We start from the raw sequence: 19,514 nt of genomic DNA on the forward strand, positions 1-19,514 counted from the left end.
GTCGTAGTTCAGGTGGCATAGACGGCGACCAGGTCGTGTCCGGTGCATCCCTGATGTTCCGGTTTGGCCTCGGCGGCGCTCCCGTAGCTGCTCGCCGTTATCGGCAACTCGTCGCCCAGGGCGTAGTCGCCGATCCCTTCGAGGTGGATCCTTCCGTCAGGCTCCAGCCGGGAGCCGAGTGGGGCGATCAGGGTCATTCCAGCCACGGTTACACAGCCGGCAGCATCCACCGCGAAGACGCCGGACACCGCCGCCTGGAGTGCCCCGTCGTGTTTCTCGGTGGCCACCAGAAGTCGTGGTCCCGGTGACGGGTTGGTCGGTGTCTCTGCCGGGGTGCCGGCACCGGTGCAGGACGTGAGCATGATCGTGCACACCGCGATCCCGGCAGGGATCCGAATCGTCACTGCAGTCACCCCCTGCGTTCCTTCGAGCGGCACTGCGGCCGTCCCGCTGCCCACTATGGACCCCGCGGGCGGTGTTGTTGATGAACCAGGTGTCGCGAAATCACTTGGTGCTGGGTGATTAATCGTTTCAAGTCGGGCTAGAGGTCGAGCTCGAGCGATATAGCGACAGCTTCTAGACTTTCGCACCGTGTCACAGCTGTCGCCGGATCAGGCCGAGGCGTTCCTCCGCCGTCGCTACGGGTCCCGGGCCGGTCGGCCGGTGCCGCTCGGTGCGGGCCAGTGGTCGCGGGCATACGCCTTCACGCTGGACGGCCAAGGCCTGGTGGCCCGGTTCGGCGGTTACGTCGAGGACTTCGAGAAAGATCACCGGATGGCCGCGTACGCGTCGGAGCGGCTGCCGATCCCCGAGGTCCTCGAGGTCGGCGAGACCGACTTCGACGACGGCTACTTCGCGATCTCCCGGCGGGCCCGGGGGACCTACCTGGACGAGCTCGACACCGACGCCCTCCGCACCGTGCTGCCGGCGGTGCTGGACGCGCTCGCGGCCACCCGCGCGATCGACCTGAGCGGGAGCACCGGCTTCGGCGGCTGGGACGCCCGTGATCACAACGCGCCGTTCGACCACTGGTCGGAGGCGCTGCTGGCCGGCCTGGAGGACGTGCCCGGTCGCCGTACCTCCGGCTGGCGGGCCAAGCTGGAGCAGACACCGACGGCGGCGGCCGCCTTCGACGAGGGAGCCGAGGTGCTGCGACAGCTCGCGCCCCGCTGCCCCGATCGCCGCGAGCTGATCCACCAGGACCTGCTCAACCGCAACGTCCTGGTCGCCGACGGCCGGCTCACGGCGATCTTTGACTGGGGCAATTCCCTGTACGGTGACGGCCTGTTCGATCTGGCCTGGCTGCTCTACTGGTGGCCGTGGTATCCCGATTGGTCCAAGATCGACATCCGGCGCATCATCGAGGATCAACTGACTGATCATGGAGCCGACGCCGGGGCGCGGCTGCTCTGCTACCAGCTCCAGATCGGCCTCGACCACATCTCCTACACCGCCTTCATGGACCGCCCGGACGACCTCGCCCGCAACGCCACCCAAACCCTCGCCCTCGCCCGATCGGCGTGACCGTCGAAGGGCGTTGGGGTGGGGTCGATCGGGCTGGGCAGCGGGACGTGAGGGTGTTCGTTCCATGAGCTTCGACAGGGTCAGCCCGGATCCGCCGATGAGCTTGGAGCTGTGGTGTCGCCTCCCCAGCTCGGCGGCAAGGTTGTCGCTGGTTCCGTTCCGTGTCGTAGGCCCAGCCAGGTCCGTGCGCCTCTCCCGGGGGCGGTCGGCCGGGGTGTCGGTGCCCTCATGTCGCAGATCTGACAACCGTTGGCCGGATTGCCCTATTTCGGCCCGATTTCGCGAACCATTGTCAGATCTGCGACATCGGTCCACCGTCAGGCCGACCCCGAGGAGGGCACCGTCTGGCCGGCCCTTCGACAGGCTCAGGGAGCGAAGAAGATCATCGGGCCGGCCCTTCGGCAGGCCCAGGGAACGACCGGCCCGCAGGTTCAGCCCGAATCCACCGATGATCTTGGAGCCGGTGGCCGTGTCCAGGGTTGGGGAAGGCGGTCGTTGGTTTCGTTCCCTGAGCCTGTCGAAGGGCAGGCCGGGAGTGTCTTCGACTGGGGTTTCGGCCGGACGGCCGGACAAGACGCGCTAAGGACGGGCGGGATGGAGCGGTCGGCCGGGGATCGCGGCCGAGGACCGGTTATGCGTTGGGTTTCGATTGCACTCTTCGAGTGGACGCTTTGGCCGCGGATCTGCGTCTGGAAGCTGGCCGAACAGTCCACTCGGCGCACGCCGGCGGGAGATCTCGATCCTCCCTTGAGCCTGGCGGTGGATCCGGGACCCCAACCCGGCGCGCGTTGGTCGTGTAGCGGCAACCGGCTTCCGGTCCGGCAGACATCGAGTGTGACCTTTTCCACCCGGGTTCGCAGATTTCGGGTGGAGAAGGTCACTCTCGACGCACGGCGATGGGTTTGGGGATGAGTCCCGGGGTCAGAGGTCGGCGTAGTAGGACTCGACGGCGTCGGCGTCGATGCTCGGATCGCGGGGGAGGCCGAGGCGTTCGTACTTGCTGCCGCGGGCCCGCATGTCGCTGAGCAGGATCGCGCGGGCGTGGGTGGCGACCTCGTGGGCGACCTCCTGCGGCACCACGACCACGCCGTCGTCGTCGGCGCCGACGATGTCGCCCGGGTTCACCTGGGCGCCGCCGCAGGCGATGGTGGTCTGGGTCTCGATCGCCTCGATCCGGCCGGGGATGATCGTCCGGCCGCGGAGCCGGGAGACGATGGGGGTGCGCTGGGTGGCGAGCTCGGCGGTGTCGCGGCAGTAGCCGTCGGTGACGATGCCGACCGCGCCGCCGAGGATGGCGCCGAGGGAGTTTTCCGAACCCCAGTAGCCGGTCTCGGGGCCGCCGCCGGAGTCCATCACGATCACGTGACCGGGCGTCAGGTCGGTGGGCAGTTTCGCCTGCGGATACTTGGCGAACCAGCGGCCGTGTGCCGCCACGATGTCTTCGGTGGTGTCGAGTTTCCACATCGGTTTGTTGGACGGTACGGCGCGGATGGTGGCCGCCTCGCCGAAGAAGCGCATCCCGGACCAGATCGGGCGCAGCTCGGGCGAGACCAGGCCGATGTTGAAGTAGCCGATGCCGTCCATCGCGTCGACGACGTCGACCACGCGCAGATATTTGTACAGGCTGCCGAGCTGATTCGGGTCGGCCTTGGTCGGTTCGATGGTGGTGGTCATGATCAGCGGATCTCCTTCGGGGGATGAGTTTTCCTCGGATGCGAGCGTGTTGATCACGGGAGGCCGTACCAGCGGCGGGCGGTGCCGCCGCTGATCTCGGCCAGGCCGGCCGGGTCGCAGCAGGCGGCGGCGGCCGCGGCGACGTTGTGCCAGGCCTGGGTGTACGGGGCACGCAGCTCGACCACTGGCCAGTTGGAGGCGAGCAGACACCGCTCGGGTCCGAACCGCCGGATCGCCCACTCGACATACCGCGGCAGCGCGTCGGCCCGCCAGGAATCCCAGGCGGACAGGGCATCCAGGCCGATCGACAGCTTGATCGCGACCGACGGGATGTCGGCCAGCCGGGCCACCTGATCGGCCCACGGTTGCCAGCCGGCGGACTCGATCGGCGGCCGGGCCAGGTGATCGAGAACGATCTTGAGCCCCGGCACGGCAGCGGCGAGCTCGATCACCGCGGCGCACTGATCGGCGGTCACCGGCACCACGTCCCAGGCCAGGCCGCGGTCGGCCAGGTCGGCGAACAGCTCTCGTACCGCCGGGTCGCGGGTCCACTCGATCGGGTCGGCGCCGATCAGGCAGCGCACGCCGGCCAGCTTGGTGATCACCGCGGAGCCGATCGGCGCGTGGCGGGACCCCTCCTGATCTTCGACCGGTCCGGGGTGATCTGGACTGCCCCCTTCGACAGGCTCAGGACGGCGCTTCGACAAGCTCAGGGAGCGATCGGGTTGCCCGTCGTCCGGGCCGGGGAACGAGTCCGGGGAGGTGATCCGGTCCAGCTCGCGCCGGGCGGCGACCGGGTCGGACAGGGGCAGCCAGGCGACGACGCCCAGGACGAGCGGGTGCTCGGCGAAGACGGCGAGGCGGTCGTTCTCGGCCGGGCCGTCGACCGATTCGACCAGGACGGTGCCCTCGACCGGAGTGCCGGCGGCGGCGGTGATCAGGTCGTCCGGCAGGTAGTCGCGGGCGATGCGATGGTGGGAGTCCCGGCGCCACGGCTGCTCGGCCTCGGCCAGCCGCCAGAAGTGCTGGTGCGCGTCGATGATCATGGTCAGGCGCCCTTCCAGTCCGGGGTCCGGTGCTCCAGGAAGGCGCGGACGCCCTCGGCGAAGTCCTTGCTGCCATAGCAGGACCGGATCAGATCCTCGTCCTCGACGTGTCCCGCATCGCCGACGGCCGCGACCAAGCGCCGGTCCAGGGTCTTGATCGCGGCCAGGCTCAGCGGCGCGCTCGCCGCGACCCGCTCCGTCAGCCGGTCGACCCCGGCGTCGAACTCGTCGCCGGGCAGCACCTGGTGCACCAGTCCCAACTGGTGTGCCCGCTCGGCGGTGATCAACTCGGCGGTGATCAACAGGGCCAGCGCCGGGCCGGCGCCGAGCCGCTCCCGCAGCCGGGCCAGCACCGCGGCCGGTAGGCAGTTGCCGAGCGTGCGGGCGATCGGCACCCCGAACCGCGACCGGTCGCTGGCGATGATCAGATCCGCGGACGCGGCGATGGCAAGCCCCCCGCCGACCGCGGGACCGTCCACCGCGGCGATCACCGGGACCTCGATCGCGGCCAGCCGTCGCAACACCGAGCCCACCCGGCGTTCGTACGCGACGCCGTCGTCGGCCCCGGTGAAGTCGGTGAACTCACCGATGTCGGTCCCGGCCGCGAACGCGTCGTCGACACCGCGGATGATCACCACCCGGAGTCCGGCCGCGGTCGCGACCTCGTCACAGCAGGCCGCCAGTTCGTCGTACATCGTCAGTGTCAAGGCGTTGCGCCGACCGGGATGGCTGAGCCGGATCGTGCCGACCGCACCGGCCCGTTCCAGCCAGACCCGGCCGCTCATCCCGTCTCCTCCGTCTCGTCGGCCTCAGCTGTGAGCTGGTCGAGGATCTCGTCGTTGTGTTCGCCCAGCAGGGGCGGTGGCCGCCAGACGCCGGCGGGAGTCCGGGCCAGCTTCAGCGGCGTCCCGAGCACCCGGATCGGGCCCTCGACCGGATGGACGACCGTGCTGATCATGCCCCGGTCGCGGACATGCTGATCATGGTCGAGCACGTCGGAGTAGTCCCGGATCGGCCCGGCCGGGACCCCGGCCGCCAGCAGCGCGTCGACCCAGGCGTCGGTGGACCGGGTGCGGAACCGTTCGGACAGGATCTCGATCAAGGCGGTCCGATGCGCCATCCGCCGGGTGTTGTCGGCGAACCGCGGATCGGTGATCAGGTCGGTCCGGTCGATCACTCGGCAGAGGCCGGCCCACAGCTTCTCGTTGTTGGCTCCTATGGTCACGTAGCCGTCCGAGGTCGGCAGGGCCTGATAGGGGGCCGACATCCGATTCGCCGAGCCGAGGGCCGCAGGCGCCTCGCCGGTGGCCCAGAACTCGGTCGACTCCCACACCGACATGGCCAGCGCTGCCTCGTACAACGAGGTCTCCAGATACTGGCCCCGGCCGGTCCGCTGCCGATCGGTGACGGCGGCGAGGACCCCGATCGCCGCGAACAATCCGGCGCCGAGATCGGCCACCGGCAGACCGCTCTTGACCGGTTCGCCGCCGGGCTCGCCGGTGATGCTCATCACCCCGGTCATCGCCTGGACGATCAGGTCATAGCCGGGCCTGCTGGCGTACGGACCGGTTTGGCCGAAACCGGAGATGCTGGCGTAGATCAACTCCGGATGATCACGACTGAGCTCGGGATAGTCGATCCGCAGCCGTTTGGTGACGCCGGGACGGAAGTTTTCGATCACGATGTCCGCGGTCGCCGCGAGCCGGCGGAACCGGCGCAGGCCCTCGGCCGATTTCAGGTCGAGGGTGACGCTGCGCTTGTTCCGGTTGAGGGCGAGGAAGGCCCGGCTGTCGGTGCCCTTGACCGCGACCCCCCAGGAGCGCCGGGTCTGATCACCGCCGTCCGGGCTCTCGACCTTGATCACGTCGGCGCCGAGATCGGCCAGGATCATCGTGCAGTACGGTCCGGACATCACCTGGGTCAGGTCGAGCACCCGCAGCCCGGCGAGTGCACCGGACGGCTCTGCCGACGAGGGATGGTCCATGATCACAGCTCCTGATCAGCCGAGGGTGGCGTTGGTCTCGGTGAAGAATGCGTCCACGGCCTGCTGGATGGACAGCCGGCCGAAGGCGATCTCGTCCCAGTTCCGTTCGAACGACTGCTGGAAGGTGGCGTTGTAGCCCGGCGGATAGACGATGTAGGGCGGTTCGTCGGCGACGATCTGCTGATACAGCTCGAGCTCGTGCTTCTTCAGCGCCGGCAACTCGGGATCGTTCAGCTGCTCCTCCAACACCTGCTGGTTGGTGGCGGCACCGTTGTCGGAGGCGAAGGACTTGCCGGCCTCGGCGTCGTTGGTGAAGAAGTCGATGAAGGCCGCGGCCGTCGGCACGTTGGCACAGTTGGCCGCGATGCCGAACCCGGACGGGATCACCGCGTTGCCGATGCCGGCCGATCCGTCGGGGTAGCGGAACGTCATCAGCTCGCCGGCGTCATGGCCGGTCAGGGTCTGCTGCGCGTTGAACAACGCGTTGCCCGGGATGCCGTTGATCATCAACTTCCCGGTCGCCACGTAACCCTGGTCCGAACCGACCGGCTCCTCCGCCGCGACCTGCGGCGGGATGGTCACGCCCTCGTCGCGCAACTGCTTCCACATCGTCCAGTACTCGGTCAGCTGCTCCTTGGTGATGCCGATCTTGCCCTCGGCATTGAACAGCTCCAGGCCCTGGCCGAGGGTCCACGCGTTGAACGCGTTGATCGTGCCGCCGAGGTCGCCGAGCACATACGTGTCGTCGCCGAGCGCCGCCTTGGCCCGGCGGACGTAGTCGAGGAACTGGGGCCAGGTGTAGTTCTCGGGCAGCGCCGCCAGGCCGGCCCGTTCGGCGATCGTGGTGTTGATCGCGATCGCGTCGTAGGCGGCGCCGTACGGGATGAAGTAGACCTTGCCGTCGGTGCCCTTGCCGGCGGCGAGCACGGCGGGCGGGATCTTGCTGGTGTCGATGGTGCCGGCGGCGATCATCTCGTCCAGCGGCAGCAACACCTTGCGCTTGGTGTAGTCGTTCAACTGACGTCCCTGCATCTGCACGGCGCAGGGCAGGGATCCGCTGCTGGCCTGGACATTGAGCCGGTCGAAGTAGTTGCCGTAGTCGGCCGACTGGCGCTCGGTGGTGACACCGGCGTGCTGGGCCTCGAACAGTTCGATCACGGTGTTGGTCTTCTTGTTCCGGGAATCGCCGCCCCACCAGGCGACGGTGAGATTGCCGGTGATCTCGCCCTTGCCGTCGGAGGTGGCGGGTGGCTGATCACCGCCGACCTTGTCGCCGATGCCGCACCCGGCCGCGGTGAACGTGATCAGCACGGCACCGGCCAGGGCCCGGCGCAGTTGTGACTTCATGATCGACTCCTGTCCTCGGCTCATTTGAAGCCGGTGGTCGCGATGCCTTCGACCAGCAGGCGCTGGGAGGCGATGAAGAAGCCGACGATCGGGGCGAGCGAGAGCGTCGACATGGCGAACAAGGTCCCGTACAGGCTCTGTCCGGTCTGGTCCAGGAACGAGTTCAGGCCGAGCGGCACGGTCCACATGCTCGCGTCGGGCAGATAGAGCAGCGGGCCGAGCAACTCGTTCCAACTGGCGATGAAGGTGAACATCGCCGTGGTGCCGATCGCCGGCAGGGCCAGCGGCAGGATGATCCGGAGGAAGATCCCGACGTGGCCGCAGCCGTCGATCCGGGCCGACTCGTCCAGCGACCGCGGCAGGGTGCGGATGAACTGCACCATCAGGAAGATGTAGAACGCCTCCGTGCCGAGCCAGTTCGGCACGACCAACGGCAGGTAGGTGTTGATCCAGGCCAGCTCGTTGAACAGGACGTACTTCGGCACCAGGGTCACGTGCGCCGGCAGCAGCATGGTGCCGATCATGATCGCGAACAGCAGCCGCTTCAGCGGGAACCGGAGCCGGGCGAAGGCGTAGGCGGTCAGCGAGCAGGCGAACAGGTTGCCGGCGATGGACAGTACGGTGATCGCCGTCGAATTGAAGAAGTAGACCGAGAAGTTGATCGCCCCGGACGACCAGCCGTCGAGGTAGTTCTGCAGCGTGTAGCGATCCGACAGCAGCCCCAGCCCGTCGAAGGTCTCGTTGCCGGGCCGGAAGGACGCGGCGACCATCCAGATCAGCGGATAGAGCATGATCACCAACGCGCAGATGATCAGGCAGTGCCGGATCACCCCGCCGACCAGCCGGCCCTTCGGCGCCGGTCGCAGCATCAGCCGGCCGATCCGGCCGCCGGCCGGGGGAGCGGGGCGGGTGAGCACGGCCATCAGGACTCCTCACCGTAGAACACCCAGCGGCGGGACGTGAGGAACAGGATCCCGGTGATCACCGCGAGCACGGCCAGCAGCACCCAGGCCATCGCCGAGGCGTAGCCCATCTGCAACTGTCGGAAGCCCTTCTCATACAGGTAGAGCGTGTAGAACAGGGTGGAGTCGACCGGCCCGCCACCGCCGCCGCTGATCACGAACGCGCCGGTGAAGGACTGGAAGGCGTTGATCGTGCCCATCAGCAGGTTGAAGAAGATCAGCGGCGTCATCAACGGCACGGTGACCGAGAAGAACCGGCGCACCCGGCCGGCCCCGTCCACCTCGGCCGCCTCCAGCAGCTCGCTCGGGATCTGCCGCAGCCCGGCCAGATAGATGATCATGGTCGATCCGAACGCCCACAGGCTGAGCGTGATCACCGTGCCGAGCGCCCGGCCCGGGTCACCGACCCAACTGCCGACGTCGCGGATCCCGATCGCCGCCAGCGCGCTGTTGACCAGCCCGTTCTCACCGAACACCTGCCGCCACACGGCGGCGACGGCGACGCTGGCCCCCATCAGCGACGGCAGGTAGAACAGCGCCCGGTAACCGCTGTTGAACCGCATCCGCCGGTTCAGCAGCAGCGCCAGCAACATCGAGAAGATCTGCAGCAACGGGACGAAGATCACCACATAGGTGAGGGTGACCCGGACCGAGTTCCAGTAGCGCGGGTCGGCCGCCATCGCCTCGAAGTTGTCCACCCCGGTCCAGCTCGGCGGGGTCAGCAGGTCGTAGTCGGTGAAGGAGAGATAGAGCGAGTAGAGGATCGGGCCGCCGGTCAGCACCATCAGCCCGATCAGCCACGGCAGCAGGAACAGGTAGCCGGCCAGAGCCTCGGTCACCGCCGGCCGGAGCCGGCGGCGAGGTTGCGCGGTGATCGTCGCCGTCATGCTTCGCCCCGCTCGTGCGATCGGAGAGGCCCTTCGACAAGCTCGGGGGACGAACCAAGCGGCTCGGGGTGCGATGGGTCGGCGTGGTTGCGGACCATGATCGACAGACGCTCGGCGATCAGGGACGCGAACGGCGCATCCAGCCCAAGCTCCCGAGCCGCGGCGACGGCCTGGGCCGGGTCCTTGGCCCACGGTCGGTGATCATCCGGCACGCCGGCGGCGTCGTAGTCGCGGGTCAACTCGTCGTAGAAGCCCCAGTGATCGCTGACCCAGGATCGGGCGGTGCCGGTGCCGACCGCGCGCAGCACCGCCTCCTCGGTCAGCCCGAAGCCACGGGCCAGCTCCAGCGCCTCGTACGCGCCGGAGAGAGTGGCGAAGAGCATCAGTTGATTGGCCAGCTTGGCGGCCGAACCGGCGCCGGGCGGGCCGAGGTGGACGAGATCGGAGCCCAGCTCGCCGAGCAGAGGCAGGGCCCGGCGATGATCATCATCGGTCGCCCCGACCATGATCGTCAGCGAGCCGGCGGCCGCGCGCTCCGCGCCACCGCTGACCGGAGCGTCGACGAAGCCGTAGCCGGCGGCCCGGCAGGCGGCTCCCAGCCGGGTGGCGAGCGCCGGCGAGACCGTACTGTGCACGAGGATCAGGCCACCGGGCCGCACCAGCCGAGCCAACCGGTCGGGCTCGGTCAGCGTGGCGACCGCCTTGTCGTCCGGCACCACCAGGCTGAGGACCGGCCGTGGCGCCGAGTCCTCGGGAGCCGTCGCGGCGCCGCCCGCCGCTTCGAAGGCGGCGCGGCGATCCGGCGAGACATCGACTCCGACGACGTCGTGGCCGCGAGCGCGCAGCCGGCTGGCGATCGGCAACCCGAGGTTGCCCAGCCCGACGACCGCGATCGCGGCGGCATCGTCCGTCATCGTGGTCCCCTCAACCCTGAGCACTTGATCACCGAGTATGCGACAACAGTGGACTATTGTCTACAAAAGTCTGAATACATCTCAGCGGGCCTGTGACACACTGTGGCGGCAGGCCACGCGGGCGGGAAGGAGCACCGATGACGGCAACCGGGCCGACCGATGATCGGCTGAATCCGCCCAGCCTGGTCCAGCTCGCGGCGGACTCGATCCGGAAGTTGATCTTGGCCGGCGAGTTCGAGCCGGGGGAGCGGCTACGCGAGGAGCGGCTGACCGAACGGCTGGCGATCTCCCGGCCGCCGCTGCGGGAGGCGCTGCGCATCCTGGAGAACGAGGGCCTGATCACCACCCTGCCGCGGCGCGGCGCGACGGTGACCACGCTGACCGACCGCGACGTGTTCGAGATCCTCACCCTGCGCGGAGCGCTGGAGCGGATGGCGTTCGAGCTCGGCATCCCGGTGGCCCGGCCGGAGCTGCTGGACCGGCCGCGGGCGGCGCTGGAGGAGATGGAGCGGTGCGCCCGGGAGGAAGATCGCGGGGCGCTGGTGCAGGCCGGCTATGCCTTCCACTCGGCCCTGGTCGGCATCGCCGATCACCGCCGGCTGTCGGCCACCTACGAGTCCGTCCACCAGCAGGTGCTGCTGTGCATGGCACGCAACCTGATCGCCCGGGAGACCTACTTCGAAGATCTCGAGCAGCACGCCGCCCGGCATCGGACCCTGTTCGAGCTGGTCGAGTCCGGCAACCGCAAGGCCGCCCTGGCCGAGCTGGCCGTCCACGGCGAGGGATCGTTCGAGAAGCTGTCCCGTCCCCGTCGCCGGACGCCGGCCTGACGGATCAGAGTCTCCCGGTCTCGCGATCTTGGTAGTCGCGCGGTGCGAGACCGTGGAAGCGGGTGAACGCGGTGCTGAAGGTCGGCAGGTGGGCGTAACCGACGCGCCGGGCGACGGCGCTGGGCTTGACGCCACCGGCGAGCAGGTCGCGGGCGACCCGCATTCGGGCGGCGTAGCGCCAGCCGGCGAAGGTCAGGCCGGTCTCGGTGCGGAAGGCGCGGTGGACGTCGGCGGGCAGCTCGACGGGCGCGGAACCGTCGGCCGCGCCGAGCCGGCGCAGGAAGTGCATGGCCGCCTCCCGTGCCCTCGGTCCGGTCGGCATCGGCACCGCCAGAGCTCGCTGGGCGGCTACCTGCTCGGTGAACAGGTCGAGGATGTGGCCGGGATCGTAGCCGTCGGGTTGCAGGATGGACCGGGCGCTGACGGCGCAGAACATCAGGTAGTCGTCCCAGGCGGGCGAGAACTGGACCTGCAGCGGCTCGGTCAGTTGCAGCTCGCCGGTGTTCGCATCCCCGAGCGGCAGCGAGATGGAGTTCTCGCGGAGGCCGGTGGTGTGCTCCAGGTCCGCGGGGATCCAGGTCGCGACGCCGCGTCGCCGTTCGTAGCGGCGATCGCCGAGATCCAGATAGCCGCTGCCGCGATACATCCAGCTGAGCACATGCACGCCGTTGGCGTGGACGGGCGTGCGGGCCGAGGGCAGCAGGTCGGGCGCGGCGCCGTCGCCCCGCACCATGCGGACGAGCTCGTCGGCCTGCCGGTCACCGACGACCGCGCCGGCGGCGAGTTGCCGGCGGTAGGCGTGCGGGGTCGGCCCGAACTGGTGCTTGAACGCGCGCGTGAAGCCGTTGCGACTGGCAAATCCGACCCGGACGGCGACCTGGTCGACGTCATGCCCCGACGCCAACAGCCCGACCGCCGCGGCCAGCCGGCAGCGCAACCGCCACTGCTCGAAGCTGAGCCCGGTGTCAGCGAGGAAGCCGCGCCGGAGGGTCCGCGCGCTGGCGAGCACCCGGGTCGCCCATTCCTCGACCGTGAGGTCGAGGGCCGGGTCGCGGCTCAACCCCTCGGCCACCGCTCGGGCCCCGCCGGCCCGCGGCATCGTCGGCAGCGCGGGCAACGCCGAGGGCTCCGAGGCTCCGTTGCGCACCGGTGCGGGCGGTCGTGAGCCCGGGCGGCGGAGGAAGGCGGCGACGGGGTCAGCGGAGTAGCCGCGACCGCCCAGCGGCGTGACCTGCAGGTTGAAGTGCTGGATCAGCCAGTCCTGCCAACCGGCGGGAACCTCGAAGCGGGTCGGCTCCGACAGCTCACCGGCACCGACCCCGGTCGGCGGCCACAGCGGGAAGGCGACAGTGCCCGGCTCGGTGATGATCGCCCGGTGGCGCCAGCCGTCCGCGGGGATCCAGGCACCCTCCCCGGCGGCGAGCCGGAAGGTCGCCGCATCGTCGAGGTGGACGTGGGCCGTGCCGGTGCGGACCCAGATCAGCATCGAACGGACGAGGGCTCCGGTCGAGTCCGAACGGGCTCCCGGAATCGGCGGCGGTTCGCTCGTGCCGGCGGCGAACGGCGACGCAACCACGTCCTAACCATACGGCAGTCTGCGCACACAAATGGAGGTGAGGATTACCTAACCTATTCTGTGGCCCTTCTGCCGATGCTGGCGCGCGGCCTCAACACCCTCGAAGCCATCCGAAAGGGCTGTCCTCAGCATGCCGAAGACCTCACGCCGGCTCACCGTGCATCCAGTGTCCCTGCGGGAGGTCGAGGTCGTCCGGATCGCGGACCTCACGCCGGGGCTGCGGCGGGTCACCCTGAGCGGCGCCCAGCTGCGCGCCTTCACCTCCGCCAACGGCTTCGCTCAGCCGGCGTTCACCTCGCCCGGGTTCGACGACGACATCCGGCTGGTGTTCCGCTACCCCGGTCAGGAGGCCCCGGTGCTGCCGGTGCAGCGGGAGCGAGGAGTGGACCTGCCGCGCAGCCCTCGGCCGCTGTCGAAGGTCTACACGGTGCGCCGCTGGGACCCCGCGGCCGGGGAACTGGACGTGGACTTCGTCAAGCACGGCGTCGGCGTCGGCACCACCTGGGCCTACCGGACAGCGGTCGGCGACCGGATCCACCTGTTCGGCCCGAGCGCGTCCCGGTCGTTCCCGGCCGACGCGGACTGGCTGCTGGTCGCGGGCGACGACACCGCGATTCCGGCGATCGCCCGGCTGCTCGACGAACTGCCCGAGGGCGTACGGGCGCAGGTGTTCGTCGAGGTCGCCGAGGATTCGCATCGACTGGAGCTTCGGGCCCTACCGGGCGTCGAGGTGACCTGGCTGGTCCGCGACGGCGCCGAGGCGGGCACGACCACCCTGCTCCGGGACGCGGTCCGGAGCAGCGACTGGTGGGAGGGACGCCCGTTCGCCTGGCTCGCCGGGGAGCAGACGGCGGTCCGGGACCTGCGCCGCCACCTGGTCGAGGAGCGGGGTGTGCCGAAGGAGGACATCGAGTTCACCGGCTACTGGCGCCGCGGCGAGGTCGTCGTCCTGGAGACCGACGGGGCGGTGCCCGATCCCGAGAAGTCGAAGACGCCGTTCGAGCAGCTGCACGAGCTGACCGAGCTGATCCGGCCGATCGCGATCCGTACCGCCGTCGAGCTGGGGGTGCCCGAGCTGATCTCCCGCGGGGTCACCGGCGTCGCCGACCTGGCCGGGAGGACCGAGAGCGATGAGCGGGCGCTGGGCAAGTTGCTGCGCTACCTGCACGCCGTCGACCTGCTGACCGAGACCGCGCCGGGCCACTACGGCCTGACGGCGGTGGGCGAGGTGCTGACCAACGATTTCGTCGCCGACTCGCTGCATCCCGCCGGCGTGGTGGGGCGGGAGGCGCGCGGCATCCACGGGCTCACCGAGTCGATCCGGACCGGCCGGCCTGCGTACGCCTCGGTCACGGGTCAGACCTACGCAGAGGTACGGGCCGAACAGGACTACGAGGACCGCTACCTGGAACGCCTGGCGAAGTTCCAGCCCGCGCTGGCCGAGCCGATCGCCAAGTCCGAGCTGCTCGCCGGGGTCCGGCGGCTGGTCATCCACTCGGGCGGCGCGGGCGCCCAGGCGCGCGAATTCGTCACGGTCCACGACGACCTGCACGTGACGATCTGCGCGCTGCCCGCCCAGGCCGACTGGTTGCGCCGCGACCTCCCCGACACCATCCCCGACGAGCGGCAGCGGGCTCGGGTCAGCGTGCTCGAGCAGTCCGTCTTCGAGCCGAGCCCGGCGGCGGACGCCGTGTTCATCAGCCGTGCCCTCAAGGCGCTGCCCGACGCGGATGCCGCGCACGCGCTGCGCCGGGCCGCCGAGAACCTGCTGCCGAACGGCCGGGTGCTGTTGATCGAGGAGACCTTCGACACCGACGACCTGGACGAGCACGACGGCGAAGCCGACCTGATCGGCCTGACCTGCCACGGCTCCGGCCTGCGCACCGCCGCCGAACTCGACGCCGTCATCGCCCGGGCCGGACTGCTCCGCAGCGCGACCCACACGGTCGGCTGGGGCGCCACCGTCCACGAACTGGTTCCGGCCGCCACCCGCTGACGATCACCCGCCAACGATGAAGGGAAGGAAGACGGGGTGACCGCCCTCGATCTGCGGCCCGAAGGTCCGGCCACCGTGACGGTGCCCGGACGGCGTCGTCGCTGGATCGGCCTGGTCGTCGCGCTCCTGGTGCTGCTGGGCCTGCTGGTGCTGAGCGTGATGATCGGCTCGACCGCGATCGCGCCCTCGGTGGTCTGGGAGGCCCTGGTCCGGCCGGCGGACGACATCGATCAGTTCGCGATCCGCGACTACCGGCTGCCGCGCACAGTCCTCGGGCTGGTGGTGGGCGTGGCACTCGGAGTCTCCGGCGCGTTGATCCAGGCGCTCACCCGTAACCCGCTGGCCGATCCGGGCGTCCTCGGCGTGCATGCCGGCGCGTCCTTCGCGGTAACGGTCGCCGTGGGGCTGCTCGGAATCCGCGACATCCAGGGCTACCTGTGGTTCGCCTTCGCCGGGGCGCTGATCGTGACGATCATGGTGCTCGCCCTGGGATCGACCCGGCAGGGCCAGTCCCCGGTGATCATGGTCCTGGCCGGTGTCTGCGTCAGTGCCGTGCTCGGCGGCGCCGGATCGATCCTCCAGCTGACCAACCCGGACGCCTTCGACCAGTTGCGATCATGGAACGCCGGTTCACTGGTCGGGCGACCGCTGGAGCTGGTGTGGCCGATCCTGCCGTTCTTCGCCGTGGCCCTGATCTTGGTCCTCGCGGTGTCGGGTCCGCTCAATGCGATGGCCCTCGGCGACGAGCTGGCTGCCGCCCAGGGCGTACGACTGACCCGGGCTCGGGTGCTCACTGTCGTGGCGATCACCCTGCTGGGTGGTGGCGCGACCGCGATCGCGGGGCCGATCGGGTTCGTCGGGCTGATGGTCCCGCACGTCGCCCGCTGGATCGCGGGTGCGGATCAGCGCTGGATCTTCGCCTACAGTCTGCTGCTGGCCCCGAGCCTGCTGCTGACCGCCGACGTCCTGGGCCGGGTCGTCCTGGCACCCGGTGAGATCCCGGTCGGGATCGTGACGGCGTTCGTCGGGGCTCCGGTGTTGATCGCTCTGGTACGGCGCCGGAGAGCGAGCGGGCTGTGAGCGGCGGCTCGTCCCGCCTGGCCCGGCCGGCGGGTGCCGGCCGGGTGGACTTCGGTCGGCGATCGCTCATCCTGCGGCGGCGCCGGTTCGGATTGAAGATCGAGCTGCGGAGCGTCGCGGTCTGCGGCGCTCTCGGCCTGGTGGTGATCATGCTCGCGCTGGTGGCGCTGGCCACCGGCTCGTACCAGCTCAGCCTGGGCCAGGTGGCCTCCGCCCTCACCGGTGGGGAGACCGGGCTCGTCCACGACATCGTCGTCGAGTGGCGGCTGCCGAGGGTGGCCGCGGCCGTGATCTTCGGTGCCGCACTCGGGGTCAGCGGGGCGATGTTCCAGTCGCTGACCCGCAACCCGCTGGCCTCGCCCGACGTGATCGGGTTCTCCGCCGGCTCGTACACCGGAGCGCTGATCGTGATCATCCTGATCAACGGCAGCTACGTCCAGGTCGCGGGCGGCGCTCTGCTCGGCGGCATCGCAACCGCGCTGCTGGTGTACGTGCTCGCCTGGAGTCGCGGCGTGCAGGGGTTCCGGCTGATCATCGCCGGCATCGGCGTCTCCGCGATGCTGGCATCGCTGAACACCTGGATGATGCTCCGGGCCAAGCTGGAGGTGGCGCTGTCGGCCGCCGCGTGGGGCGCCGGATCGCTCAACGGGGTGTCCTGGGATCAGGTCAGGATCGGCGGAGCGTTCATCGCGGTGCTGCTGGTGCTCGCGGGGATGCTGAGCCGACCGATGCGGCAGCTGGAACTGGGGGACGACACCGCCGCCGCCCAAGGCGTACGGATCGCCGCGGCCCGCCTGGCCCTGATCGTCGTGGGGGTGGCCCTGACGGCGACGGTCACCGCGGCCTCCGGCCCGATCGCGTTCATCGCCCTGGCGGCACCACAGATCGCTCGCCGGCTCGCCCGCACCGCCGGCATCACCCTGCTGCCCGCCGCCTTCGTCGGCGCACTGCTGCTGGTAGCGGCCGACTTCGTCGCCCAACACCTCGCCCCGACCCCGTTACCGGTCGGGCTGATCACCGTGATGATCGGCGGCGGCTACCTCGGCTGGCTGCTGTTCCTCGAAGCTCGGCGGCGCATGTGACCCCGCGGAAGAGCCGTTAGCGCCCGGATTGTCGGTGGTTTGGGGCAGACTTGGCGTCATGCCTCGTTCAATCTGGAAGGGCGCGATCTCCTTCGGCCTGGTCACCATCCCGATCAAGCTGTACTCCGCGACGGAGGAGAAGGACGTCAGCTTCCGTCAGGTGCATCCCGAAGACGGCGGCCGGATCAAATACCGCCGGGTCTGTGAGAAGTGCGACAAGGAGGTCCCGTTCGCCGAGATCGCCAAGGGGTACGAGACCGCCGACGGCCGGATGGTGATCCTGGAGAAGGACGACTTCGACGCGTTGCCGCTGACCACCACCAAGTCGGTCGAGGTGGTGCAGTTCGTCGCGGAGGACGAGGTCGACCCGACCTACTTCGCGAAGACGTACTTCCTCGAGGCCGACGGCCCCGGTGTGAAGCCGTACGTGCTGCTTCGCGACGCCCTGATCAAGAGCGGGCAGAGCGCTGTGGTCAAGGTCGCCCTGCGGTCGCGGGAGGCGGTCGCGCTGATCCGGCCCAAGGACGGCGTGCTGGTGATGCACACCATGCTCTGGCCGGACGAGCTGCGCGACGGCGCCTTCGCCGCGCCGCCGGCCGAGGTGACGGTGTCCGACGCCGAGGTGGACATGGCGCGCTCGTTCATCGACGCGCTGACCAGCGAATTCGACCCGGAGCAGTTCCACGACTCCTACCGCGAGGCGGTCGAGCAGCTGGTGCAGTCCAAGCTCGACGGCACCGAACTGCCGGCCGAGGTCGAGCAGCCCGAGGAGGCCGAGGTGGTCGACCTGGTCGCCGCACTCCGGGCCTCGGTCGAGGCGGCCAAGAAGCGGCGTGAGGGTGCGGAGGAGAAGAAGGCGGTGTGACTCCTCGGCCGGCGCCGGGAGGATGATTCGCGGCGAGGCGCTGTTTTCACGCTCGGTGGAGTAGCCTCGCGGCCGTGGACGCCGTAACTTTCGTGCCCGAGCCGGTCAACGAGCCGGTCCGCAGCTACGCCCCGGGCAGCCCGGAACGGGAGAGCCTGGTCGAGCGACTCAAGGACCTGGCCGAGGCCGGGCCGATCGACCTGCCGACCGTGATCGGCGGCCGCAGCCGGATGCCCGGCGGCGAGGCCTTCGAGGTCCGGATGCCCTCCGACCACGGCCACCTGCTGGGCCGGTCCGGCTCCGCCGACCGGGGCGACGCGGCGGCGGCGATCGAGGCCGCGCAGCGGGCCAAGCACGACTGGGCCGCGGCCGACTTCGACGACCGGGCGGCGGTCTTCCTCCGCGCCGCCGACCTGCTCGCCGGGCCGTGGCGGGACACGCTCAACGCCGCGACCATGCTCGGCCAGGGCAAGACCGTGCAGCAGGCCGAGATCGACGCTGCCTGTGAACTGATCGACTTCTGGCGGTTCAACGTCGGCTTCGCCCGCCAGTTGCGGGAGCAGCAGCCGGCCAGCTCACCCGGCGTCTGGAACCGGACCGACTACCGCCCGCTGGACGGTTTCGTGTATGCGATCACGCCGTTCAACTTCACCGCCATCGCCGGCAACCTGCCCACCGCGCCCGCGCTGCTCGGCAACACCGTGCTGTGGAAGCCGAGCCCGACCCAGCAGTTCGCCGCCCACTTCACGATGGAACTACTGCGTGCCGCCGGTCTGCCGGACGGCGTGATCAACCTGCTGCCGGGCGACGGCCTCGACGTCTCCTCCGTGGCGCTGAACCATCCGGACCTGGCCGGGATCCACTTCACCGGCTCGACCGCGACCTTCCAGAAACTGTGGGGGACCGTCGGCGCAAACCTGGCCGGCTACCGGTCCTACCCGCGGATCGTCGGCGAGACCGGCGGCAAGGACTTCGTCGTCGCCCACGCCAGCGCCGACCCGGACGTGCTGCGCACCGCGCTGATCCGCGGCGCCTTCGAGTACTCGGGCCAGAAGTGCTCGGCCGCCTCCCGCGCCTACGTGGCCCGCAGCGTCTGGGACAAGATCAAATCCGACCTGGTCGACCAGACCGAGGCGCTGAAGGTCGGCGACGTCCGCGACCTCGGCAACTTCACCTCCGCGGTGATCGACCGGCGCTCCTTCGCCAAGCAGGTCGCGGCGATCGAGAAGGCGCAGCAGGATCCGAATGCGGAGATCATCGCCGGCGGCAGCACCGACGACTCGGCCGGCTGGTTCGTCCGGCCGACCGTGATCACCGCGACCGACCCGCGCAACGACGTCTTCACCACCGAGTTCTTCGGCCCGATCCTCGGCGTCCACGTGTTCGAGGACGATCAGTTCTCCGCCACCCTGGCTGAAGTTGATCAAGCCGCGCCGTACGGGCTGACCGGGGCCGTGATCGCCGACGACCGGGCCGCGGTCGCCGAGGCCTCCCGGGCGCTCCGCTTCACCGCCGGCAACTTCTACGTCAACGACAAGCCGACCGGCGCCGTCGTCGGCCAGCAACCCTTCGGCGGCTCCCGGCGCTCCGGCACCAACGACAAGGCCGGCTCGCTGTGGAACCTGATCCGCTGGGTCAGCCCCCGCTCGATCAAGGAGACCCTGGTCCCGGCGACCAGCCACGACTACCCGCACCAGGGCTGAACTTCCGCGAGGGTGCTCTCATTGATGTTAGTATCATCAATGAG

17 protein-coding genes are annotated in these 19,514 nt (G+C 69.9%); 7 read left to right on the forward strand and 10 right to left on the reverse strand.

What is annotated here, in order from left to right; genetic code table 11:
• Positions 1-8: 8 nt before the first annotated feature.
• On the reverse strand, positions 9-413 hold the full coding sequence (locus FNH24_RS23660) for a hypothetical protein (RefSeq protein ID WP_152364702.1): 405 nt from the start codon (positions 411-413) through the stop codon (positions 9-11).
• A 178-nt stretch (positions 414-591) separates the two neighbouring features.
• On the opposite strand from FNH24_RS23660, the gene FNH24_RS23665 reads away from it, so the two are divergent.
• Positions 592-1,524, forward strand: coding sequence for a phosphotransferase family protein (locus tag FNH24_RS23665; protein WP_152364703.1), 933 nt, complete (start codon positions 592-594; stop codon positions 1,522-1,524).
• 921 nt (positions 1,525-2,445) lie between these two features.
• Here the strand turns inward: FNH24_RS23665 and FNH24_RS23670 are convergent.
• From FNH24_RS23670 to FNH24_RS23705, 8 genes are read right to left on the reverse strand one after another with little or no spacing between them, the layout of a single operon-like run.
• Positions 2,446-3,198 (reverse strand): RraA family protein, encoded by a 753-nt coding sequence (locus tag FNH24_RS23670; protein ID WP_152364704.1) that lies wholly within the window; start codon positions 3,196-3,198, stop codon positions 2,446-2,448.
• 53 nt (positions 3,199-3,251) lie between these two features.
• Complete coding sequence (locus tag FNH24_RS23675) at positions 3,252-4,244, reverse strand: amidohydrolase family protein (RefSeq protein WP_152364705.1); 993 nt, start codon at positions 4,242-4,244, stop codon at positions 3,252-3,254.
• A 2-nt stretch (positions 4,245-4,246) separates the two neighbouring features.
• The gene (locus FNH24_RS23680) at positions 4,247-5,029 is read right to left on the reverse strand and encodes an enoyl-CoA hydratase (protein WP_152364706.1); all 783 of its coding nucleotides are present in this window, start codon (positions 5,027-5,029) and stop codon (positions 4,247-4,249) included.
• Entirely contained in the window at positions 5,026-6,228 is a 1,203-nt protein-coding gene (locus tag FNH24_RS23685) for a CaiB/BaiF CoA transferase family protein (protein WP_152364707.1), read from the reverse strand. Before FNH24_RS23685 ends, FNH24_RS23680 begins: the two co-directional genes overlap by 4 nt.
• Positions 6,229-6,243: 15 nt before the next feature.
• Entirely contained in the window at positions 6,244-7,575 is a 1,332-nt protein-coding gene (locus FNH24_RS23690) for an ABC transporter substrate-binding protein (protein WP_161606284.1), read from the reverse strand.
• A 20-nt stretch (positions 7,576-7,595) separates the two neighbouring features.
• Entirely contained in the window at positions 7,596-8,498 is a 903-nt protein-coding gene (locus FNH24_RS23695) for a carbohydrate ABC transporter permease (protein ID WP_246187037.1), read from the reverse strand.
• Positions 8,498-9,424, reverse strand: coding sequence for a carbohydrate ABC transporter permease (locus FNH24_RS23700; protein WP_152364709.1), 927 nt, complete (start codon positions 9,422-9,424; stop codon positions 8,498-8,500). Before FNH24_RS23700 ends, FNH24_RS23695 begins: the two co-directional genes overlap by 1 nt.
• Positions 9,421-10,338 carry an NAD(P)-dependent oxidoreductase gene (locus FNH24_RS23705; protein ID WP_152364710.1) on the reverse strand — a complete coding sequence of 306 codons (918 nt, stop codon included), beginning with the start codon at positions 10,336-10,338 and terminating at the stop codon, positions 9,421-9,423. Before FNH24_RS23705 ends, FNH24_RS23700 begins: the two co-directional genes overlap by 4 nt.
• 137 nt (positions 10,339-10,475) lie before the next feature.
• Between FNH24_RS23705 and FNH24_RS23710 the strand changes: the two genes are divergently transcribed.
• Positions 10,476-11,168 carry a GntR family transcriptional regulator gene (locus tag FNH24_RS23710; RefSeq protein ID WP_152364711.1) on the forward strand — a complete coding sequence of 231 codons (693 nt, stop codon included), beginning with the start codon at positions 10,476-10,478 and terminating at the stop codon, positions 11,166-11,168.
• Positions 11,169-11,172: 4 nt separating this feature from the next.
• Here FNH24_RS23710 and FNH24_RS23715 read toward each other — a convergent pair whose 3' ends face one another.
• On the reverse strand, positions 11,173-12,744 hold the full coding sequence (locus FNH24_RS23715) for a helix-turn-helix transcriptional regulator (protein WP_217428459.1): 1,572 nt from the start codon (positions 12,742-12,744) through the stop codon (positions 11,173-11,175).
• A 130-nt stretch (positions 12,745-12,874) separates the two neighbouring features.
• Here FNH24_RS23715 and FNH24_RS23720 point away from each other — a divergent pair, with 130 nt between their 5' ends.
• The 5 genes from FNH24_RS23720 (at position 12,875) to pruA (ending at position 19,470) form a co-directional block, all read left to right on the forward strand.
• Complete coding sequence (locus tag FNH24_RS23720) at positions 12,875-14,740, forward strand: siderophore-interacting protein (protein WP_152364712.1); 1,866 nt, start codon at positions 12,875-12,877, stop codon at positions 14,738-14,740.
• A gap of 36 nt (positions 14,741-14,776) precedes the next feature.
• Complete coding sequence (locus FNH24_RS23725) at positions 14,777-15,820, forward strand: FecCD family ABC transporter permease (protein ID WP_246187038.1); 1,044 nt, start codon at positions 14,777-14,779, stop codon at positions 15,818-15,820.
• Positions 15,817-16,902 carry a FecCD family ABC transporter permease gene (locus FNH24_RS23730; protein WP_246187039.1) on the forward strand — a complete coding sequence of 362 codons (1,086 nt, stop codon included), beginning with the start codon at positions 15,817-15,819 and terminating at the stop codon, positions 16,900-16,902. The genes FNH24_RS23725 and FNH24_RS23730 overlap by 4 nt, the downstream gene beginning before the upstream one ends.
• 58 nt (positions 16,903-16,960) lie before the next feature.
• Entirely contained in the window at positions 16,961-17,767 is an 807-nt protein-coding gene (ku, locus tag FNH24_RS23735) for a non-homologous end joining protein Ku (protein ID WP_152364713.1), read from the forward strand.
• Positions 17,768-17,841: 74 nt separating this feature from the next.
• The gene (pruA, locus tag FNH24_RS23740) at positions 17,842-19,470 is read left to right on the forward strand and encodes an L-glutamate gamma-semialdehyde dehydrogenase (RefSeq protein ID WP_152364714.1); all 1,629 of its coding nucleotides are present in this window, start codon (positions 17,842-17,844) and stop codon (positions 19,468-19,470) included.
• Positions 19,471-19,514: the final 44 nt, after the last annotated feature.

Source organism: Microlunatus speluncae, assembly GCF_009299835.1.
In the GTDB taxonomy this organism is placed as follows: domain Bacteria; phylum Actinomycetota; class Actinomycetes; order Propionibacteriales; family Propionibacteriaceae; genus Microlunatus; species Microlunatus speluncae.